Source organism: Paenibacillus sp. FSL P2-0089 (assembly GCF_038595095.1).
In the GTDB taxonomy this organism is placed as follows: domain Bacteria; phylum Bacillota; class Bacilli; order Paenibacillales; family Paenibacillaceae; genus Paenibacillus_AQ; species Paenibacillus_AQ silagei.
The window spans coordinates 3023996-3044442 of record NZ_CP152006.1; the positions used below are offsets into that span (position 1 = coordinate 3023996).

20 protein-coding genes are annotated in these 20447 nt (G+C 54.9%); 12 read left to right on the forward strand and 8 right to left on the reverse strand.

Annotated elements, in window-relative coordinates:
* Positions 1 to 48: 48 nt before the first annotated feature.
* The gene (gene hfq, locus NST69_RS12350; RefSeq protein ID WP_051478328.1) at positions 49 to 270 is read right to left on the reverse strand and encodes an RNA chaperone Hfq; all 222 of its coding nucleotides are present in this window, start codon (positions 268 to 270) and stop codon (positions 49 to 51) included.
* Positions 271 to 382: 112 nt separating this feature from the next.
* On the opposite strand from hfq, the gene NST69_RS12355 reads away from it, so the two are divergent.
* On the forward strand, positions 383 to 1051 hold the full coding sequence (locus tag NST69_RS12355; protein ID WP_051478326.1) for a phosphatase PAP2 family protein: 669 nt from the start codon (positions 383 to 385) through the stop codon (positions 1049 to 1051).
* A gap of 95 nt (positions 1052 to 1146) precedes the next feature.
* Here NST69_RS12355 and NST69_RS12360 read toward each other — a convergent pair whose 3' ends face one another.
* Positions 1147 to 1647: a hypothetical protein gene (locus NST69_RS12360; RefSeq protein WP_342549443.1), complete on the reverse strand. Its 501-nt coding sequence runs from the start codon at positions 1645 to 1647 to the stop codon at positions 1147 to 1149.
* Positions 1648 to 1840: 193 nt separating this feature from the next.
* Here NST69_RS12360 and NST69_RS12365 point away from each other — a divergent pair, with 193 nt between their 5' ends.
* Positions 1841 to 2896: an aromatic acid exporter family protein gene (locus tag NST69_RS12365; RefSeq protein WP_339256116.1), complete on the forward strand. Its 1056-nt coding sequence runs from the start codon at positions 1841 to 1843 to the stop codon at positions 2894 to 2896.
* A gap of 87 nt (positions 2897 to 2983) precedes the next feature.
* Positions 2984 to 5341, forward strand: coding sequence for an RNA polymerase recycling motor HelD (gene helD / locus NST69_RS12370; RefSeq protein ID WP_342549444.1), 2358 nt, complete (start codon positions 2984 to 2986; stop codon positions 5339 to 5341).
* Positions 5342 to 5424: 83 nt separating this feature from the next.
* Here the strand turns inward: helD and NST69_RS12375 are convergent, their stop codons facing one another.
* The 3 genes from NST69_RS12375 to fsa form a co-directional block, all read right to left on the reverse strand.
* On the reverse strand, positions 5425 to 6621 hold the full coding sequence (locus NST69_RS12375) for an MFS transporter (RefSeq protein ID WP_342549445.1): 1197 nt from the start codon (positions 6619 to 6621) through the stop codon (positions 5425 to 5427).
* A 12-nt stretch (positions 6622 to 6633) separates the two neighbouring features.
* Positions 6634 to 7077 carry a MarR family transcriptional regulator gene (locus tag NST69_RS12380; RefSeq protein WP_036729282.1) on the reverse strand — a complete coding sequence of 148 codons (444 nt, stop codon included), beginning with the start codon at positions 7075 to 7077 and terminating at the stop codon, positions 6634 to 6636.
* A gap of 153 nt (positions 7078 to 7230) precedes the next feature.
* Positions 7231 to 7878 (reverse strand): fructose-6-phosphate aldolase, encoded by a 648-nt coding sequence (gene fsa / locus NST69_RS12385; protein WP_036694437.1) that lies wholly within the window; start codon positions 7876 to 7878, stop codon positions 7231 to 7233.
* A gap of 231 nt (positions 7879 to 8109) precedes the next feature.
* Between fsa and NST69_RS12390 the strand changes: the two genes are divergently transcribed.
* Complete coding sequence (locus NST69_RS12390; protein WP_342549446.1) at positions 8110 to 8577, forward strand: hypothetical protein; 468 nt, start codon at positions 8110 to 8112, stop codon at positions 8575 to 8577.
* Complete coding sequence (locus NST69_RS12395; protein ID WP_342549447.1) at positions 8561 to 9115, forward strand: macro domain-containing protein; 555 nt, start codon at positions 8561 to 8563, stop codon at positions 9113 to 9115. The genes NST69_RS12390 and NST69_RS12395 overlap by 17 nt, the downstream gene beginning before the upstream one ends.
* Before the next feature lie 59 nt (positions 9116 to 9174).
* On the opposite strand, the gene NST69_RS12400 is transcribed toward NST69_RS12395, so the two are convergent.
* The gene (locus NST69_RS12400; RefSeq protein WP_342549448.1) at positions 9175 to 9372 is read right to left on the reverse strand and encodes a hypothetical protein; all 198 of its coding nucleotides are present in this window, start codon (positions 9370 to 9372) and stop codon (positions 9175 to 9177) included.
* A gap of 125 nt (positions 9373 to 9497) precedes the next feature.
* Between NST69_RS12400 and rpiA the strand changes: the two genes are divergently transcribed.
* The 7 genes from rpiA to NST69_RS12435 all read left to right on the forward strand — a co-directional run bounded on the left by rpiA (position 9498) and on the right by NST69_RS12435 (position 16866).
* The gene (rpiA, locus tag NST69_RS12405; protein ID WP_342550167.1) at positions 9498 to 10178 is read left to right on the forward strand and encodes a ribose-5-phosphate isomerase RpiA; all 681 of its coding nucleotides are present in this window, start codon (positions 9498 to 9500) and stop codon (positions 10176 to 10178) included.
* Positions 10147 to 10653, forward strand: coding sequence for a VanZ family protein (locus NST69_RS12410; RefSeq protein WP_342549449.1), 507 nt, complete (start codon positions 10147 to 10149; stop codon positions 10651 to 10653). The genes rpiA and NST69_RS12410 overlap by 32 nt, the downstream gene beginning before the upstream one ends.
* A 60-nt stretch (positions 10654 to 10713) precedes the next feature.
* Positions 10714 to 11154 carry a GNAT family N-acetyltransferase gene (locus NST69_RS12415; protein WP_339256127.1) on the forward strand — a complete coding sequence of 147 codons (441 nt, stop codon included), beginning with the start codon at positions 10714 to 10716 and terminating at the stop codon, positions 11152 to 11154.
* A 227-nt stretch (positions 11155 to 11381) separates the two neighbouring features.
* Positions 11382 to 11834, forward strand: coding sequence for a MarR family transcriptional regulator (locus NST69_RS12420; protein ID WP_036729268.1), 453 nt, complete (start codon positions 11382 to 11384; stop codon positions 11832 to 11834).
* On the forward strand, positions 11831 to 14989 hold the full coding sequence (locus tag NST69_RS12425) for an MMPL family transporter (RefSeq protein WP_342549450.1): 3159 nt from the start codon (positions 11831 to 11833) through the stop codon (positions 14987 to 14989). The genes NST69_RS12420 and NST69_RS12425 overlap by 4 nt, the downstream gene beginning before the upstream one ends.
* A 201-nt stretch (positions 14990 to 15190) precedes the next feature.
* The gene (locus NST69_RS12430) at positions 15191 to 15724 is read left to right on the forward strand and encodes a sigma-70 family RNA polymerase sigma factor (RefSeq protein ID WP_340953414.1); all 534 of its coding nucleotides are present in this window, start codon (positions 15191 to 15193) and stop codon (positions 15722 to 15724) included.
* Positions 15721 to 16866, forward strand: coding sequence for a DUF4179 domain-containing protein (locus NST69_RS12435; RefSeq protein WP_340953413.1), 1146 nt, complete (start codon positions 15721 to 15723; stop codon positions 16864 to 16866). The genes NST69_RS12430 and NST69_RS12435 overlap by 4 nt, the downstream gene beginning before the upstream one ends.
* Positions 16867 to 16918: 52 nt before the next feature.
* Here NST69_RS12435 and NST69_RS12440 read toward each other — a convergent pair whose 3' ends face one another.
* Positions 16919 to 18526 (reverse strand): response regulator, encoded by a 1608-nt coding sequence (locus NST69_RS12440; protein ID WP_342549451.1) that lies wholly within the window; start codon positions 18524 to 18526, stop codon positions 16919 to 16921.
* Between the two features lie 4 nt (positions 18527 to 18530).
* Positions 18531 to 20342 (reverse strand): histidine kinase, encoded by a 1812-nt coding sequence (locus NST69_RS12445; RefSeq protein ID WP_340953409.1) that lies wholly within the window; start codon positions 20340 to 20342, stop codon positions 18531 to 18533.
* Between the last annotated feature and the right edge of the window lie 105 nt (positions 20343 to 20447).

A 20447-nucleotide genomic window follows, 5' to 3' on the forward strand; every position in this document is an offset into this window, starting at 1 on the left:
CGGTTCATTTGTAGTAGCTTAGGTTAGAATGTGCGCCGTGCAGACAGCTTATTTGAGTGAGACGGGCTTCAGCGGCACCACGGTAGAGACTGCCGATTTGAAGAGTACATTCTGTCTCCCGTCACCTTGACCCTGCAAGGTGATCGTATAAGCGTCATAAGAGGTTACCAGTCCCTGCATTTTGACTCCGTTAGTTGTAAAGATCGTCACAGGCATCTTTGTTGAGATGCACTGGTTCAACAAACGTTCCTGCAATTTTAGACTTTCCACTTGGCAGCACTCCATCTTTAATTAAAATAATTTCTCCAGGCCATTATAACACGGGACAGACCTTCCCAGGAAATGTGTTCATAAGGCCTCACAAATAGACAAGGGGGTAGTTATGCTATATTATCATTACTGGTCCCGCGGATTCCGGCGTTTTATATGGTTTTTGCTGGCTTTTATCCTGATCGCATTGCTGGTTAAGCTGGGTGGGGCCGAAGGCTTCGACCATGCGGTGATCCGGTTCGTGCAATCGATGGAATCTCCGCCGCTGACGGCGCTGGCCAAAGGCTTATCCCTGGTCGGCTCCTCGAAGCTGGCGGTCGGGATCTCTCTGCTGACTATGCTCATCTTGTTCTTCGCGCTGAAGCACCGCCTGGAGCTTGCCCTGTTCCTGTGGGTGGGCCTCGGCTCCCAGCTGCTGAACACGCTCTTGAAGCTGTGGTTCCACCGGGAGCGTCCCACCATTCACAGGCTGATTGAGCAGACAGGCTACAGCTTCCCCAGCGGACATTCAATGGCGGCCTTCTCGTTATACGGGGTCATTGCCTACCTGCTGTGGCGGCATATGCATAACCGGAGCGAGCGGTTACTGCTGATTCTGTTCACTGTGCTGATGACCGGGGGGATCGGCTGGAGCCGGATTTATCTGGGGGTGCATTATCCGAGTGATGTAATCGGCGGCTATGCCGCGAGCGGAGCCTGGCTGATGCTGTCGGCAGCCTGCTTCGAGGCTTACCGGAATTACAAGGCGAATCCGCGTAACACAAAGAATGCCCGGAAGTAGTTACTCCGGGCATTCGGTGCCTGTTCTGTTGCATACTGCTTCTATCATTAGGAGGACGGTCTGGCTTGTCTTCCTTGGTGACGATGCCTTATAGTTCAGGGGGCCTCCGTTGCAGCCGGCGGCGGTGACGGCTTGCCCTGGTGAAGCTGGGCTACGCGGCTGAGGCTGCGCTTAATCAGCGTTGGCAGGCCCGGCTTCAGCTTCGCCGCGTCTTCCTGCGTCAGCTTCCCATCCTTGACGAATCCATCCAGCTTCAGGCTGGCGGCATCGCTCAGCTTCTGGACATACTGGTCTTCGCTCCAGCCTTTCTTCTCCTGGGCCAGACCCGCCAGGGTCTTACCCGATTTCAGGCTGGCAATCAGCTCCTCACGGCCCATTCCGAGCAGCTCAGCCGTTTCGCTGATAATGAAATGGCCTCCGGCCCTGAGATTCCGGTCCCCGCTGCGGGGAGGGGTATGCTCTCTGCCGGTATGCGGTGAGGCCGGGGGAGGGGTGGCTCTGCCTTTAGGAAGCTGCTCGCCGAAGGCGGCGGCTGGAGACAGGGCAAGCATCATCGCTGCTGCCCATGCGGTTAGGGTTCGGGTCGTTTTTTTCATGGATACACCTCTTCTGTTGGTTGTAGTTACTACCCGGTATAACAGTATTCCCTGAAAGCTGAAAGAATCCTGAAGCCCGGCTTAAGACATACTAAAATTCGCCAGCGCAGTTCATGGGTAATAACAAGATATACATAAAGGATGAACATCCGCAGTAATTATGATAAGCTTCAAGCTCTTGGGAGGGATGGACTTGGCTTTCGGTGCCCGCATACTCAAAACAGGAATGGCCGTAACGCTTGCCCTTTATCTGTCCGTTCTATTCAACTTCGCCTCTCCTGTCGGTGCGGCTATTGCGGCGATCTTCGCTATGCAGCCCTCCATATACAGATCATGGCGGTATTTCCTCGATCAGATCCAGACCAGCACGATGGGGGCGGTGATCGCGCTGCTTGGCGGAATGCTGCTCTCCAATGAACCGATTGCGGTTGGACTGGTATGTATCCTGGTGATTATGATTAGCATGAAAATGAACCGCGCCGACACCATCGGCCTGACGCTGGTCACCGTCATCTCCGTCATGGAGGCTTCCGGCCAGTGGCAGTTCGCGTTAACCCGGTTCCTGCTGACCCTGACCGGGATTCTGTCGGCTTTTATTATCAATATTTCTGTATTTCCGCCCCAGCCTCGCAAGCAGTACATCCAACAGATCGAGAATGTGTTCACCAGCCTGTCGCTGCTGCTGCGGACGGCAGTGTCGCATGAGATGAAGGAAAGTGTATTCCGGGATGAGAAGAACGGCCTGGAGGGCGCGATTAAAGCGCTGGCTGACAAATACGCATTGTTCGAGGAGGAGCAGAAGCAGCTCCGCAGGGCTAAATACAGTCAGACGAGGCAGATGGTAGTCTACAAAAACCTGCTGAATTCCCTGCAAAAGGGCTATCAGGTGCTTGAGGCGATTGACCGGCATTATTTCCAGGCCGACCGGACGGAGCAAACGGATGAGCTGTTCGACCGCCATCTGGAGCAGCTGATTAAGTATCATGAGTACATTCTGCTGAAATTCGAGGATAAACTGAAGCCGGGAGCCAATGACTCCGAGCCGCTGGCGGAGGACAATGACCGCTTCCTGAAGTCCGCCATTAACGGGTATGATCCGCAGAAATCCGGGCAGCTTCGGCTGTCGGTGGTGGCTGCGGCCATCTATGACTACGGCTATCAGCTGGAGCGTCTGGATAAGGTGGCTGACCAGATCCACCGGATGAACGCAGACGACAAGGAAAGTGTAGTGCTGAGCGAGAAAATATAGAGCACAAGCTGAATATAGCAAAAACTTGTAAAACGACTACAGAGTTGGTAACATTGTTAGTCAACCTTCCGAAGGGGATGAAATGAATTGGATAAACATGATCACGAGTGGCAAAAGGAGCAGGAGCGGGTAAACGGCATTACCAAGCTGCTGTCTACCCATATCCGGCTGCTGTCAGAGGAGCTGGGACTCCACCGCACGGATGTCGTGGATATGCGTAAAGACTTTTGGGAAGAGGTCACAGTGAACTTCAGCAGCCCCGACGACCTGGGGGAGACTTCAACCAGTCTGCGGCAGCAGGCACAGATTCTGAACGAACGCGAACGCCATCATCTGCAATCCAGCAAGGCGCTCAAAAAATATAAAAAGCTTGTGGTATCGCCCTATTTTGGCCGGATTGATTTCTCGGAGGCGGGGGATGCTGCGGCTGACACCATCTATCTGGGCATCGGTTCGCTGATGGAGGATAACGGGACCTTCCTGATCTACGATTGGCGTGCGCCTATCTCCAGCCTGTATTATGACGGGGCGCCGGGACCTGCATCCTATGAGACGCCGGGCGGACAGATTACAGGCACCATGGAGCTTAAGCGGCAATTCGTGATTGATAACGGTGAGATTGAAGTCATGTTCGATACGGGCGTCACTATCGGCGATGAATTGCTTCAGCAGGTACTGAGCCACAGCGCCGATGACCGGATGAAATCGATCGTAGCCACCATCCAAAAGGAGCAGAATGCAGTCATCCGCAATGACCGGAGCCGGATGCTGGTTGTGCAGGGAGCCGCCGGGAGCGGCAAGACGTCAGCGGCGCTCCAGCGGGTAGCCTATCTGCTCTACAAGTACCGTGAGGTGCTTCAGGCGGATCAGATGCTGCTCTTCTCGCCGAATCCCTTGTTCAATAGCTATGTATCTACTGTGCTGCCTGAGCTGGGGGAAGAGAACATGCAGCAGACCACCTTCCAGATGTACCTGGAGCACCGGCTGGGCCAGGAATTTCAGCTGGAGGATGTGTTCAGCCAGACGGAGAGTCTGCTGAATGCCCCGGACGGGGAGGAAGCCTACATCCGCCGGGAAGGTATTGCATATAAATCGTCGGTAGCCTTCCTTAGCGCCATCCGGCAATACGTGAATCTACTGGAGCATGAAGGCATGCTGTTCAAACCATTGATGTTCCAGGGGAAGGCTGTTGCCTCTAAGGAAGAGATGGAGCGCCAATTCTACAGCTATGACCCGGGCATCAAGCTGGCGAACCGGATTGAGCTGATGACGGGCTGGCTGCTCAAAAAAATTGCGGCCTTCGGCGCAGAAGAGCGGAGTGCGGCATGGGTAGATGAGCAGATTGAGCTGATGGACAACAGCGATTATCAGCGGGCCTATAACCAGATGCGCCGTAAGGGCGGAGGGCATAACGACAGCTTCGATGATTATGATGCGGAGCGAATCCTGCTTGCCCGCTACGTAGTCAGCCAGCGGCTCAAACCGCTGCGCGGCTGGACCAAGCGCGGACGCTTCGTGGATGTGAAGGCGCTGTACAGCCGCTTATTCGAGGGTCGTGAGCTGATAGAGAGCCTGGATACCCTCCAGCCGCTGCCTGAAGCATGGGATGAGATCTGCGCGCAGACGCTGGCTGCGATTAGGGGCAACGAGCTGGCCTATGAAGATGCGACGCCGTTCCTGTATTTGAAGGAGCTTAGCCAGGGCTTCCGGACGAACACACTGATCCGTCATGTTATTGTGGATGAGGTGCAGGATTACTCGCCGTTCCAGCTCGAATTCATGCGCCGCCTGTTTCCCCGGGCCAAAATGACCGTGCTGGGCGACCTGAATCAGGCTATCTATGCCCAAGGCGAGGTGCTGGGAGATCTGGCCGGACTGGTGAGCATCTACGGCGAAGAGAACACCGAGGTGATCTCGTTGACCCGCAGCTACCGGTCTACGTATGAGATTGTTGAATTCACGCGGGCGATGATTCCCGGCGGCGAGAAGATCGTACCCTTTAACCGCCGGGGGGAGGAGCCGCTATTGACGCTGGTGGACAGTGAAGACGATCTGCTCTCCTCAGTGGAGCAGGATGTGCTTAAGCTTCATGCGGAGGGTTATCATTATGTGGCCGTAATCTGCAAGACCGCAGAAGAGAGCGCACAGGTATACCGTGAACTGGAGAAGCGGCTGCCGGTGCGGCTGGTCACGAAGGAAACGCCTAATTTTCAAAAAGGGACGCTGGTGCTTCCGGCCTACCTTGCCAAGGGCGTCGAGTTCGATGCCGTAATTATCTATGACGGTTCCGCTGAAAAATACGGGCGTGAACATGAACGTAAGCTGTTCTATACCGCCTGTACCCGGGCGATGCATCTGCTTCATATCTACAGTCTGGGACAGCCAAGCCCGTTCCTGCCTGCTGCTGTGCGTGAAACGGTTACGGCTGGTATGCAGGAGAAGTGAGTAACAGTTGTACAGACAAAATAAACCGCCTGCGCGTGTGACGCGAGGCGGTTTTGTCTATTCCACGAAAGTGTAGCTTCCAGCTATCCCTGTAGGGCAGCTTTGCGCTTACTGTTCTGCCGGGTCACGAGTACCAGAAGATAGACAGCGAGCAGCAGGAGAGGTGCCAATATCGAATACCGGTACATTACGGCGTAGCTGGTGAACATGGCGACAGCGCCAAGCAGCATGGAGCCGATGGCGACACCGAGATCCAGGGAGTTCAGGAACATTCCGTTGGCTAACCCGCGCTGGCGCGGCTCGACAGACTGGATCATCCAGGTCTGGAGCGCAGGCTGCATGGAGCCGAAGCCGAAGCCGTAGCATAGAGCGGCCGGGAACAAGCCCGCCGTTGTGGAGGCGAAGGAGAGCAGCAGCAGACCGGCGACAATGAACAGGCTTCCTGGGATGAGCAAGGCAGCCGCGCCATAGCGGTCGTAAATTCTGCCGGAGAGCGGCCGGATCACGACAATGGCTACGGCATTGAACAGGAAGAAGTAAGCGATATGCTGGAGGTGCTTCTCTTGCCCGTAGAGCGCCAGGAAGCCCAGCAGCCCGCCGTAAGAGATGGATAAGAGGAAGTTAAGCAGGCAGGGAAGCAGCAGCCTGCGATATGGATTGCTTCCCGCAGCTGCAGCCGGAACTGCGGCCGGCTCCAGATGTCCGGCAGGCAGTGATTTTGCCAGGCGGAAGCCCATCGGCAGGATCAGAGCAAGCGCGACAGCCGTCACCAGCAGCAGGGACCCGAAGCCTGGTCCTTGCAGGAGGCTGAGTCCGATTAACGGGCCAGCCGACATGGCGAGGCTGGTGGATAATCCGAAATAACCCATGCCCTCGCCCATCCGGCGGATGGGGATGACATCGGAGGCCATGGTCGGGAACGCCGTGCTGGCCATGCCGAAGCCTATGCCGAACAAGATGCGGAACAGCAGCAGGGTGAGGATGCTGCCTGCGAAATAATAGCCTGCCACCGCAGAGAGGGCAATGGCAAGGCCGAGGAAGATCAGCAGGTTGCGCCCGCCCTTCTCCATGGCCTTGGCCGAGAAGAGGCGGGAGGCAATGGCGCTGAAGGCGAACAGGCTGGTGACAAGGCTAACCTGCACGGGTGAAGCATGCAAGGCACTTTCCGCATAAGCAGGAAGGGTAGATAAGGTCATCTGCAGTCCTATGAACAGCAGAAGGTTGCAAAGGGTCAGTGTGATGAAGGATGTGGTCCATAGACGTTCAGAGGATTGATTCAAGTGGGTAGACTCCTATTCCTGATGTATATTTCCGGTGTTGTGATAGATTTGCTCCAGCATACTGCGGAGATCTTCAAGTTGCTGCGGCTGCAACCCGGCTACAGCCATATCTATAGTCTGCTGCTCCAGTGCTATAGTGTTCTCAATTAACGCCCGTCCCTCTCCGGTGGCAGAGAGCTGGAACGCCCTGCGGTCCTCGGGGTTGGCCGTTTTGGTAATGAAGCCTTTCTTGAGCAGGAGCTCCACGATCCGGGCGGTAGTCGGCTGGTCTTTGGCAGAGGCAACGGCAACCTCCTTCTGGTTGACTCCGCTGCGGTCACAGATCATCAGCAGGGTGGACCATTGCTCGGGTGTGATGTCATAGGGCTTCAGCGCCCGGGCGAAGCTCACTGAGATTCTCCGGTGGGTCGAGCCCAGCAGGAAGCCGAGGAATTGCTGTGGAGAGGAAAGAGTCATAAATGAACTGCTCCTTTGTATTTGCTTGTTACAACAATTATAAGTATAACAAGTAAATGAGTCAAGGATGAATGGGGTCCTTCCAATCTGACAACACCAAAAAAGCCCCGCTCCGCATGATGCGGAAGGGGGCTTGAATGATTTGCTTTGTTTTTAAACCTGTGGAACCTTCTCCCAGTCCTTCAGGAAGCGTTCGATACCATTGTCGGTCAGCGGGTGCTTCCAGAGTGATGGCAGGAGTGAGCCCGGGATGGTAGCGATGTGAGCGCCGGCAATGGCAGCTTGCTCCACATGGGCGATGTTGCGGATACTGGCGGCGATGATCTCGGATTTCAGGTCGTAGTTGGTCAGAATCGTCTTCAGATCCTTGATCAGCTTCATACCGTCTACACCGATATCATCCAGACGTCCGACGAACGGACTGATATAAGTAGCTCCTGCCTTGGCGGCCATGAGGCCTTGAGCAGCGGAGAATACGAGGGTTACGTTGGTTTTGATGCCTTTTTTGGTCAGTTCATAACAAGCTTCCAGACCATCTTCGGTCATAGGCAGCTTGATGACCACGTTTGGAGCCCATTCTGCGATCTCGTAAGCTTCCTTAAGCATCTCTTCAGCCGTAAGACCGATAACCTCAGCGCTTACAGGACCAGGAACAATTGCTACGATCTCCTTGATTACGTCCTTAAACAATCTGCCTTCCTTGGCGATCAGCGACGGGTTCGTCGTTACGCCATCCACTAATCCGAGGCGGGTAATACGTTTGATTTCCTCAATATTTCCGGTATCCAAGAAAAATTTCATTTCTAGGTATCCTCCCTTGATTTCGTATGGATTTGACAAAACAGCAGGCTCCACTTCATTATGAGACATGCCACGTGAAGTTTCAACTGTTAATTTGAATCTCTCAAAATAACTTTATGGAATCGGCGCAAAAAATGTTTTTTACACAGGCAAGGACCATTCACGGGTACTTCTGTCCATGATACTATAGAAGCGGTATTGTTCATTACAGGCGATGGGCTGGTGACAGGGATGTATACTTTAATTGCGGGAGTGGTGCTGTTTCTGCTGGTCACAGCCGGAATTATTGCATATCAGAACAGCAGAATTCTTGCGGAGCAAGAGACGGATGCTTCCAGAGCACATACCGGCAATCTGATGTATTCGGTATATAATCAGAGGTTCTCTGCGGGAGAGGAGCTGCCGGAGGCGGTGCCGTTGTTCCAATTCACGGTGGTTGAGCCCGGGGAAGAGGACCTGCCGGAGGCAGAGGCGGGGACAACCCGTGCCCTGTGCAGGGTTGCCGCTGGTACGGGTGAGCTGGTGTTATCTGATGCGCAGAATTATATGCTGGGCATTCTCCGTCAGGCCGCAGTGCAGGGGGGCCGGCTTACGTATGATTCTTTTTCGGGGAAGGCTGCCCGCAGGGGCGAGAAGGAACTGATTCAGGCGCTGGAGACTGCGGCGAAGGAGGAGACCAGCTATGCAGATCAACGTTAATGATGTAGTCCTGTCGGTGCATGAAGGCGACATTACCTCATGGCAGGGCGAGATGATCGTCAATGCCTCGAACTCCGGTCTGTATGGGGGCGGGGGAGTGGACGGGGCTATACACCGGGCCGGGGGCCCGGAAATTGCGGAGGAATGTGCGGTAATCCGCCAGAAGCAGGGAGGTATTCTTCCCGGCGAAGCAGCGCTCACCAGTGCGGGACGGCTTGCTTTTCGCGGGGTGATACATACGGTGGGGCCGATCTGGAAGGGTGGTACGGCTGGTGAAGCGGCTGTGTTGGCGAGATGCTATAAGAGCAGTCTTGATCTGGCTTGCGCCCATGGGGTGAAGAGCCTCGCTTTTCCGAATATCAGCACGGGCATTTACAACTTCCCGAAAGAGCTGGCCTGCAAGACGGCGCTGGAGGCCGTAGCTCTATATGTCCGCGCGAAGAACCCGGCAGAGCTCCCGCTGCGGCAGATCGATTTCGTCTGCTTTGAGCATGAGAATGCCGGGCTATATGGGGCCATGCTTGGGAATTATAGCTGAACAGGTGATCCGGATAGTATGTGTTACGGCAAAAGCCTGTCGGGGCAGAAGCCCGGAAGTCAGGCGTGATACTTGCCTACGGGTGCGTTCAATACCCATTCCAGCATTAGAATCAGATCTTCTAGCCTGGTCAGCTGGGCGTCTAGCGCGGCCCTCTGCGGGTCACCGGGGGACAGGGGAGCCAGCCGGGACTCCAGGGATCTGCGCTGGAGCGTCATTTCGTTGATTTTGGATTGGATTTGGTTCTCGGTTCTCATGCGGATGCCTCCTGATGGATTATTAGTGTCAGGCTAATTAGTAAGGCTAAGGATTCCTTGTGGACGGGCACAGCCCATTCCACTTCGTTCATTATAACGGATAACATGGAGGGAATAAAATGAGTATCAATGTGAAACAGCTGGCAGCGGAGAAGGCAGTCGAATATGTGAAGGACGGTATGAGGGTGGGCCTGGGAACAGGCTCCACTGCTTACTGGGCCATCCGCAAGCTGGGGGAACGGGTAAGCGAGGGCTTGCAGATTACAGCCGTTGCTACTTCACAGGCGTCTGAGGATCAGGCCCGTGAGCTGGGCATCCCGCTGGTAGCGTTCAGTGATGTGGACAGCCTCGACCTGACGATTGACGGGGCGGATGAGCTGGACGGGGCGCTGCAGCTGATTAAGGGCGGGGGCGGTGCGCTTTTGCGGGAAAAGATTGTCGCTATGGGCAGCGCCCGCATGATCGTTGTGGCCGATGAGAGCAAGGCGGTGACCACGCTCGGGAAGTTCCCGTTACCGGTGGAGATTGTGCCGTTCGCCTGGGAGTGGACGGTTGCCGCTCTCGCTAAGCTGGGCTGTAAGACGGAGCTGCGGCGCAGCGGAGAAGACCTGTACAAGACGGATAACGGCAATTATATTGCGGACTGCCGTTTTGAAGCGATTGAATCGGCGGCAGAGCTGGCGCTTGCCCTCCAGCGTATTCCGGGAGTTGTCGAGCACGGCCTCTTCATCGGAATTGCAGATCTGGCGATTATTGGAAATAAAGACGGAACGATTGAGATTATTGAAGGTGGCCAGGATCGCTAAGCCGCAGGCCAGCCGCCGGAAGGGGAAGGCCTCCACAGCCAAGCAGGCGCTGCCGCCCGGACGCCGGTTCCTGGCCTGGCTGCTGCTGATTGCCTATAGCGGAATGCTGCTGTACTGGATGTTCATCGGGTTCGGACGGACCGTTCAGCTGGACGGGCCGCTCCGTTACAATCTTGAACCGCTGCGTACGGTGCGTTTATACTTTGATATGACCAATGGATTATCGTATGCCAGCAGGCTGGTGAATCTTCTGGGGAATGTGGCGGTATTCGCGCCTTTTGGCATTCTGCTTCCGCTGGTGGTGACCGGTTACCGTTCTTTTATCCGCCTGACGCTTCTGTCTGCGCTTGGCATCATTATACTGGAGCTGCTGCAGATGCTGCTGCATGTCGGGAGCCTGGATATCGATGATCTGCTGCTTAACCTGGTGGGTGTGTGGACAGGATATGCGCTGCTGCGGCTGGTGCGGGGATAGCGGAGGCACCCGGGGCAGGTATAATTTCGGGTCAGGTATACTTTTAGGAGGATGAGACATATGTTGATTGATTTGAAGCCGCTTGTCGGCACACCGCAGGTGAATGAGCTGCTGGCTTATGCGGTTATAGATGACCCGGATGCGCTGATCCGCACTTCGGAGGAATACAGTAAGCTTGCGGCCATGCAGCTGTGCGGCTGGGAGGAGGACGGGCTGCTGGTCGGACTGACCGGCTACGAAGAGACCGAAGACGGCTCGCTCGACATCCGCCATATCGCGGTGCTCCCGGAGAACCGGGGCAAAGGATATGCGCGGGGCATGATTCTTGAGCTGGTCACCTCCCGTCAGCCGCGTTACCTGATAGCGGAGACCGAGGACGAGATTGCCGCTGACTTTTACCGCAGTCTGGGCTTCATGGTATACAGCCTGGGCGAGAACGCTGCCGGCATCGAAATGTTCCGCTGTGTCTATGAGGTGGAAGAGACGGAGGACGAGGAGTAAGCGGGCCGAGCGGTATCGGGAGAGGCAATAGGTGAAAATAACAATATTAGCCACTCTGCACTTTGCTTGCAGGGTGGTTTTTTGCGTCCATGAGGCTTATTTAATCCCCCTGATGAATATCAATGTAAAATTCATGAAACCAGTTGACTTTTAACGCACAGGACAATATAGTTTTACTATAAAACTATTCTACAGGTGAACTATTATCCGGAAAGGTGGAAGCAGCTTTGAAGAAAGATGCAGAGGAATGGATCAACCGCTACGTAGACGCCTATATGGTTGTCACCAGGCAGATCAACGCGAGGCTCCGGGAGATTTTTGGAGAAGGTCTGACGACGGATCAATTCCTTATTCTCAGGCTGATCAGCGGGCAGGAGAAGTGCACCTCGACTTATCTGTCTGAAGCTGTCGCCGTAGGCAAAAGCTCGATTACTGCCATTATCAACCGGCTGGATGAAGCGGGGATGATCCAGCGGACCCGGGACGAGAATGACCGCAGGCAGGTGTATCTGACCATGACGGAGCATGGGAAGAGCGTCTACCATACCTCTGATAAGCAAATGCAGGAGGTTATCTCCCCTTATTTGTTCCATTTCGAGGATAACAATATTGAGCAGTTTATTACGATGTTTGAGAAGCTGGCATTTCTGATGCAGGATGCAGGGGGGAGAAGCAATTGAGAACGATTTTGAAGGCAAGATGGGCCATTATCGCGGTATGGCTGGCTGTGGCAGTAGTGTTATTCTTGACAGCACCCGGGATGTCGGATCTGGTCCGGGAGAAGGGGCAAATCTCAGTACCGGCTGGCTACACTTCATCAAGGGCGGCCGAGATTATGAAGGAAGTGGCATCTGCCAAAGACGGGGAAACGGTGCATCAGGTTGCACTGGTGTTCCATAAGCCGGAGGGGCTTGAAGCCGCAGACACCGAGAGTATTAAGCAGGGTGTGGAGCGGCTGGCGGAGAATAAGGATTCCCTGAAGCTCAGCACGATCACAGATCCGTTCTCACAGCCTGAGCTTAAGGATACGCTGATTGCGGGGGACGGCAAGACGATTATGGTCGCTTTGTCGGTGCAAGGCGGAGAAGATGCGGTCAAGGAGCTCCCGGCAAAGTCTGCTGAGCTGCTGGGTAACGTCACTGCGGATCATTACATGACCAGTGAAGGACTGATTACAGAGGATACGATTGCCAGCTCGGAAGCCGGGCTGAAGAAGTCGGAATACATCACTGTCGTGTTTATTCTGCTGATCCTGTTCGTGGTGTTCCGCTCGGTCGTGGCGCCGTTTGTACCGCTGCTGACGGTGGGGCTGAGTTATATCGTGTCCCAGTCGATTGTGGCTTTTCTGGTGGACCGGTTTGATTTCCCGCTGTCGACCTTCACACAGATCTTCATGGTGGCCGTTATGTTCGGGATCGGGACCGATTACTGCATTCTGCTGATCAGCCGGTTCAAGGAGGAGCTTGTCCAGTCTGAGGATACTACCAGTGCCATTATCGCTACTTACCGGAAAGCCGGAGGAACAGTCTTTTATTCAGGACTGGCGGTCTTCGTCGGCTTCCTGGCCATCGGCCTGTCCCAGTTCATGCTCTACCGTTCGGCGGTGGCGGTGGCTGTCGGCATAGCTGTTATGCTGCTGGCTCTCGTGACTGTGGTTCCGTTCTTCATGGCGGTGCTGGGTCAAAAGCTGTTCTGGCCGTCACGCGGCAAGCTGGAACATAGTGAGAGCCGGATCTGGGGAGCGGCCGGTTCGTTCTCCCTGAAGAGACCCTGGGCTGCGCTGCTGATTGTAGCTGCCATTGTTGCGCCGTTCCTGCTTACCTACAGCGGGAAGCTGTCGTTCAACAACATGGATGAGATCGGGCCGAATTACGCTTCGGTCAAAGGCTTCAATATTATTTCCGAGAGCTTCGGTCCGGGCGAATCCATGCCTGGCAAGATAGTGATCAAGAACGATGACCGGATGGATACCGCTGAATATATGGGGCTTGCGGAGAAGATCAGCCGTGAGCTGGAAAAGGTAGAGGGTGTCAAAGCTGTACGCAGCATGTCACGGCCAACCGGGGAACAAATTAATGACTTCCTGATTCCTACTCAGGTGGCAACTCTGTCAGACGGTCTTGATCAAAGTAATGAAGGGTTAACCAAAATCCAGAGCGGGCTGAGCGAAGCGAGTAAGCAGCTGAAGGAGAATGAGCCTAAGCTAACAGAAGCGGCCTCTGGCAGCGCCAAGCTGACAGAGGGCACAGCCGAGCTTAAAAAAGGGATTGAGGCGCTGGGCGACGGCTTGTCGAGGATCGAGAGCGGCATCCGCAGCGGCTCGGCCGGAGCCGGCGAGATTAAAGCGGGCCTCACGCAGGCGGCGGCCAGCGCGAAGCAGCTGGCCGATGCAAACGCTGCGCTGCTCGAAGGCTATAAGAAGATTGGCGGCGGCCTGACCGCGCTGAACGGGGGCCTCGCCGGTCTGCAGACACAGCTTCAAGGCGTGGCGGATGCGCTTAACGGTCTGGGAGCTTCCTTCACTGGACTGGAAGCCGCCTACCCTGAGCTGCTCCAGGATGTGAATTACCAGACGATTAAAGGCACGGTAACGCAGAGCGGTACCGGAGCTGCGGGACTGGCTGGAGGACTGGGCGAGATTTCGGCCCAGCTAAGCGGTGCAGCAGCCGGATTGAACGAGGCCAATGCCGGTTACTCCAAAGCGGCAGCAGGCCAGGTGGCGCTGGCGAAAGGGCTGGATCAGCTGGTAGCTGGTATCGGCCAGCTGCAAACCGGCCTGAAGCAGGCGGCAGACGGCCAGGGTCAGATTGTCGGCAAGCTTCCGGCGATCACCACCGGGCTTACACAGCTGCAAGGCGGGCAGAAACAGCTTGCTGACGGGTTCGGTGAGCTTACGGGCCAGCTTGGCCAGCTGACGGACGGACTGACGCAAAGTGCGGATGGTCTGGGACAAATCACCAGCGGCCTAAGCTCTGCGCAGGATTACCTTAAGCAGATTCAGGACGCCAAGGATGATGAGCTGAGCGGGTTCCTGGTTCCGGCAGAGGCGCTTAAGGCTAAGGGCATGCAGCAGGTATTCGATAACTATCTGTCCGGGGACCGCAAGGTCATGACGATTGATGTTGTATTCGCGGGTAATCCATACAGCGCGGAGGCTATTGACAGCGTCGGACAGATTCAGGAAGCGTTGGACCGTGCCGTGGCCGGCACCAAGCTGGAGAATGCGGAGACAGCCATGAGTGGTGTGACCAGCACCTACAGCGATTTGCAGACAATCTCCAATGAGGATTACACACGTACGGTGATTCTGATGCTGGGCGGTATTTTCATCATCCTGGTGGTACTGTTCCGTTCGATTGTTATGCCAGTGTATTTGATTGTCTCGCTCCTGATCACTTACTTCACTGCACTTGGGGTAACGGAAGCAATCTTCGTTCATCTGTTGAACTATTCAGGGATCACCTGGACGACTCCGTTCTTCAGCTTCGTCATGCTGATTGCTCTCGGGGTGGACTACAGTATCTTCCTGATGGCACGCTTCAACGAGAATAAAACCTGGGATGTGCGTGAAGCCATTCTGCATGCTATGCGCAATATGGGAACTGTGATTCTCTCGGCCGTAGTGATTCTGGGCGGTACATTCGCCTCGATGTATCCTTCCGGGGTCCTGTCGATGATGCAGATTGCGACGGTTGTATTGTCCGGTCTGGCGCTGTATGCACTGGTATTCCTGCCGTTCTTCGTGCCGGTGATGGTGCGGATGTTCGGCCGGGCTAACTGGTGGCCATTCCGTCCGGCGGCGGGGGAGGATCACCCTAGAACGCTGGATGTGTAACGTTTTGCATTACAAGAGATGAAAATAAAGAGCAGGCTTCCCGGTTATATGGGGCCTGCTCTTTGGCTGTTTACGCAGAAAAAAATAAAAAATCACCGTGCCGATGTAACCTTATCAACTTGTACTTCATCTAAAGAGCATATGGAAATAAACACTGAATGGGGATGCGGCAGCTTCCCGGAAGAAGGGGGGCAATCATATTTGAATAACGGACAAGAGGAGCTGGTCAGGCGTGCCCAGGCGGGTGACAGCGAGGTCTTCATCCAACTGGTGAAGAGTCAGGAGCGGCGGATGTACAGTATGGCTAAGTCCATGGTCAGGAGTGACGAGGATTGTGCAGATGCGATGCAAGAGACGGTGCTGAAAGCTTTTAAAGCCATCTCAGGACTGAAAGAAGCGGCTTATTTCAACACATGGCTATTTCGTATTCTGATCAACGAATGCAACTTGATTCTGCGCAGACGGGAAAGGGTAGTCGTCATGCCCGATCCGCCGGAGAGCGTACAAGTCATATCTTCGTTCGTAGAAGAGATGGATCTGCGTCAGGCCATTGGCAGGCTCGAAGAGATATCAAGAACTATTGTTAAGCTGCATTATTATCAGGGGTTAACCGTGCAAGAGATTGCCGGGCTGCTTGAGCTGTCCGAGAGTGCCGTCAAGACCAGGCTGCACCGCGCCCGTAAGACGTTACAGCAAACCCTGGAGCAACCTGTAGAAAGGAAGGTGAACGGATGAGCCAGCAGCGGTTGGAGAGCAGGCTGGCAGACCTTCAGGAAGAGACTCTTCCTGAACTGCCGGAGCTTGTGCATCTGCGTATGGAGGAGACTTACCAGATCATCAGTGGGAAGGATGAGACTCGCTTGGAGGCGGCTTCAGAACATCAAGAGACCGTTAGACGTAAAAGAATGCCCCGATGGCTGTCCCGGGTGGTAATCAGTGCAGCATCTGTGGCTGGAGGGCTGGTGCTCCTGATTAGCCTGGGGTTCATCTCTCCGGCCATGGCGGAGACCTTGAAGCAGTTGCCCTTCATGTCAAGCGTATTCCAGCTTGCAGGAGATGCCGGGTTGCGAAAAGCAAATGAAGCAGGGTTAACCACAAATGTTGAGCAGACCGTCACTCTGGATGGAATGACTCTCAGGGTGTCTGAACAAATGTATGACGGAAGCCGTTTCTCGGTGGTGCTGACCCGTGTTCAGGCAAAGGAGGATCAAAAAAAGGAGGGCTGGTGGGATTTATTGACCCGCAGGGGGCAGCCAGCAGGCGGAATAAATAATATCGAGTTTTTGGTGAACGGGAAAATGGTAAATACCGGATTCGGGTTTGCCCAGGGAGGTGCCGGCGCACCTGACTCTATCATTGTTTCAGCACTGGATGGACCGAATCTACAAATCCCTGACCAGTTTAACCTCACTATGATAGTCCTTATTGATGGAATGGATGAGCCATTTCGCTTTGAGTTTCCCGTTAGCAAGAATACTCTGGGCGACCTTGTTCTTGGACCGGGGGAGATCAAGGTACATGATCATATCCATCTCCGTTACACACGGCTGGAACTGAGCCAGACATCGACCCGTCTGCTAGCCGAAATTAAAGGAGACCCAGGCGCGGATCTCAAGGCGATTGAGGAGGCCATTCCAGAAAAATATAAAAATGCGGGGATTTTAATGATCGGGTTCGAGCTGTGGGATGATCAAGGGCAACAGGCTGTTCCAGTTAGTATCAGCGGCAGCGGTGAAGGGGATACGTTCTCACATAGTATGGTCTTTGAACCTTTTGAGAATAGGCCGGAGCGTGTGATTATTAAGTCTTTCGTTACATTAAAGGACGGGGAGAATAAGTACATTCCCGAACTGGAGATGACCGTCCCTATACCATAAAATGAAACACCCTCCGGCCACTGCAACATGCAGCAGCCGGAGGGTGTTGCGGTTAATAACCTGGTTCCTTACGCCACTCCCTAGGCGTCATCCCCGTATGCTTACTGAAGATTTTGCTGAAGTACCGGCCGTCCTGGTAGCCGACCATCTCGGCGACGGAGGTTATTCTATGCTCCCCTCCGGCGAGCAGGAGCTTGGCATGACCGATCCGGACACGCTCCAGATATTCCGAAATATTCTCATGGAACACCTGCTTGAAGCGCCGGGACACATACTCGCGGCTAAGAAAAAACTCGCCGGCGATTTGCTGGAGCGTCAGATTATCCATGTAATGCTGGTCAATATAGCGCTTGATCTCATAAATCGCGTTGTTCTCCTGCAGCCGGGATTCCTTGAGGGTGTCAGCGACTTCTGTGAACGCCTCCGTCCACTCCCGCTGCCATTCTCCCAGGGACAGACGACCGTTCTCATCCAGCGGGAACAGCCCGGGGAAGGAAGAGGGGGCAGGCTCGCCGGCCATCGGTGTCTTGTCCTGAAGCAGCCGGTTTCTGAGCAGCCCGTATTCGTAACGCCAGTATTTCAGATCCTCCCATGTGACCGCCTGCCGTTTGCCTACCGCATCCATCCAGGCGGAGATTACTTGTCCAATCTGGGCAGTGTCCCCCCGGTGGACCGCTGTCGTGATCCGGCTGGCATAGTCAGCCAGCACAGTCCTTGCAGCGTGCGGCGTAGACGGGTTCCCGCCATAATGATAGATCAGCGGAGTATCGTCCAGGAAGGAGATTCCGCGCGCCGTTTGCAGCGTCTGCTGGAAGCCGGTGTGAACGCCGTGCGGGAAGGAGACAATGCCTCCGCAGGCAAAGCGGAAACGTGCCCCAAGCACCTTATAGAGCGCGTCATTCATCGCTTTCAGCTTCGCATCGGTCTGCCCCAGCTCCCCGGTCAGCAGGAGGACAAGCCCGTAATTCGGGTCTGTATGTTTAAAGGCATAACCGTTACGGACCGGGCCGATTACTTCGTTGCAGATATTGCCCATCAGAAAATGCAGCAGATCCGGATTGCGCCCGAATTTGCCCAGGACGGTGCGCGGAAGCGGATCGGTCAGCAGCAGGACAACCCGGCATTCCGCCCCCGCCGGCCATCCGAAGGCAGCACTTAGCTCGTCAGCGGCTCCCGCCTGGGAGCCAGGCTGGGAGACGAGGGCCGAGAGTGTTTTGTCCCAATACATAGGCAGCGTTTTGTTGATCTCTACCTCCCGCTGGATGTTGAGACTGCGCGCTTCCTCGTCCTTGCGCCATGCGTTTGCGGCACTGTTGACTGCCTCAAGCAGCTCGCTGCGGTTGATCGGCTTCAGGAGATAGTCCATTCCGCCATGCTTGATGGTGTTGCGGATGTAAGTATAATCGTCATAACCGCTGATCACGATCCGCTTGGAGAACGGGGACTTGTCCTCAATCCATTGCAGCAGCGCCATGCCGTCCATATTGGGCATTTTCATATCGGTAAAGATAATCTCCGGCCGCTCGCGCATAATCAGTGTCAGCGCCGTTTCCCCGTCGCAGGCCTCCAGAATGTCCGTAATGCCGTATTCCTCCCAGTCCACAAGCAGCCGGATAGAATCTCTTACGTCGGCTTCATCGTCCACGATCAGCACTTTCATGGTGTTACGCCCCTTCCGTCAGTGGGATTCTAATCTGAACGTTGAAACCGTGAGGCTCCGCATGCCCAAGTATTACATCTGCTTGATCGTTAAAGAACAAGCGCAGCCGGGAGACGACATTCATCAGCCCGATGCTGCCGCCTTCCATGCCGCCCGGCTGTTCACCGGCTATCTGCCGCTCTAGCTCCAGCAGGCGCTCCGGGGTGACGCCGGGACCGTTGTCGGAGACTGTAATACTTAGCGTGTCACCGCTGACTTCGACTACAATGCCAATCTCGGCCTGCTCCGCTCCTTCAAAGCCGTGCTTGAAGCAGTTCTCGACAAGCGGCTGCAGAATCATTTTGGGAACCGGTGTATTTAAGTCAGCCTCCCCTCTGATCTCAATGCGGTGGCGGAGCCTGTCCTTGAACCGCTGCTGCTGCAGCTCCAGGTAAGCCTGGGCATGGGCAATCTCCTTGGAGAGCGGCACGACCGGCTCCTCTGTGTTCATGTTGTAGCGCATCATGAGACCGAGGGAGGAGGTGAGCTCGTAAATCCTGGGCACCTTATGGTGCAGGGCCACAGAGCCGATAGACTGCAGCGTATTAAAAATAAAATGCGGATTAATCTGAGCCTGAAGCGCTTTTAACTGGTTATCCTTGTTGGCCAGCTCCAGCCTCAGCTCCCGCATAATCAGATTGTCGATCGTATCGACCATGTTCTTGATTGCGCTCCCGAGCACGCCAACCTCGTCGCTGCGGTCAGGATCGCCGTCGAACTGCAGCTTGCCGAGCTTGATCCTGCGGATCGATTCGGTCAGCCGCTTGATCGGAGCGGTGACCATGACCGAAACGAACAGCGCGGCGGCGATCGCAATGAACAGACAGGTCAGCAGCACAAGCATATTAATGCGCAGCACGCTGGCCGCGTTGCTGTACAGGTAGCTGTCCGGGATCTGCTTAGCGACGGTCCAGATACGCCCGATCAGCTCGAACTTCTCGAATACGACGATGCCATTGAAGTCCCCGTCCCTGTTCCAGTAGAAGTGGCCGGCCCCCGCGAAGCTGTACCGGGCATGCTGCAGCCAGGCATAATCAGGTTTGGTGCCGATTTCATCTTCCCTGGACGTATAGACGGCAGTTCCGGTGTCGTCCAGCAGATAGATATTCTCTTGTCCTTTATCATAGAGCATGTTCATAATGCTGCGGAATTCATCCAGCTTGAAGTCGATTGACAGCACCCCGATCCGCTCCTTGAGCGGCGCCCGGTACACCGGACGGTGAATCGTAAATACGGTGTTGGACGGGCTGTACGGGAATTCCTCCATGCCGTAATTATGTGAAGGATGGGGCGGCTCCAGATAAGGATCGTTTTTGTCAACCGGCTGCACGAAATGGCCGTCTAATCCGCCGCTGCCCGGCTCGCGCTTCAGGTAGCCGTCAATCAGCAGCCAGGACTGGTCGGCAAGATCCGAATACAAATAGACCTGTTGAATGTCCCTGCTGGATTGCTCGATGGCATGAAGACCGGAATATATATTATTCTCCACCATGAAGTCGCTCCGGCCCTGCACCAGAATGTTGTACAGGCTATTCGTCATCCTGAGGTTATTGTAGGCGTTCAGCGAGATATTGTTCATGGCGTTCAGCTGCCCCATCAGGCTGGTGGTCCCTTGGCGGACCGTATTTGAATTTTCGCGGATCGCGTCATTCTTCAAGGAGTGTTTGGTGTAGAAATAGGAGATTAGAATTGAGGCAGCGATCGGCACGAGAATGGCGGCCATCAGAAAGACACTCAGCTTGTAGCGTATACTGCCTCGGAAGCTACGGTACCGCAATGGCGTTCCTCCTTATTCCGCAGATTGGTCTACAGTCTAGCACCGCTTCCAAGGAAGGGTCAATAGGGTCACAATCTTACACATTTTTGGTCAACACCGGCTGTA

Bases quoted from the DNA above. Each gene is read 5' to 3' on its own strand.
- NST69_RS12355 (WP_051478326.1), top strand. From the start codon at position 383: ATGCTATATTATCATTACTGGTCCCGCGGATTCCGGCGTTTTATATGG.
- NST69_RS12360 (WP_342549443.1), bottom strand. From the start codon at position 1,647: ATGAAAAAAACGACCCGAACCCTAACCGCATGGGCAGCAGCGATGATG.
- NST69_RS12380 (WP_036729282.1), bottom strand. From the start codon at position 7,077: ATGACTCTTTCCTCTCCACAGCAATTCCTCGGCTTCCTGCTGGGCTCG.
- fsa (WP_036694437.1), bottom strand. From the start codon at position 7,878: ATGAAATTTTTCTTGGATACCGGAAATATTGAGGAAATCAAACGTATT.
- NST69_RS12390 (WP_342549446.1), top strand. From the start codon at position 8,110: ATGTATACTTTAATTGCGGGAGTGGTGCTGTTTCTGCTGGTCACAGCC.
- NST69_RS12395 (WP_342549447.1), top strand. From the start codon at position 8,561: ATGCAGATCAACGTTAATGATGTAGTCCTGTCGGTGCATGAAGGCGAC.
- NST69_RS12400 (WP_342549448.1), bottom strand. From the start codon at position 9,372: ATGAGAACCGAGAACCAAATCCAATCCAAAATCAACGAAATGACGCTC.
- NST69_RS12415 (WP_339256127.1), top strand. From the start codon at position 10,714: ATGTTGATTGATTTGAAGCCGCTTGTCGGCACACCGCAGGTGAATGAG.
- NST69_RS12435 (WP_340953413.1), top strand. From the start codon at position 15,721: ATGAGCCAGCAGCGGTTGGAGAGCAGGCTGGCAGACCTTCAGGAAGAG.
- NST69_RS12440 (WP_342549451.1), bottom strand. From the start codon at position 18,526: ATGAAAGTGCTGATCGTGGACGATGAAGCCGACGTAAGAGATTCTATC.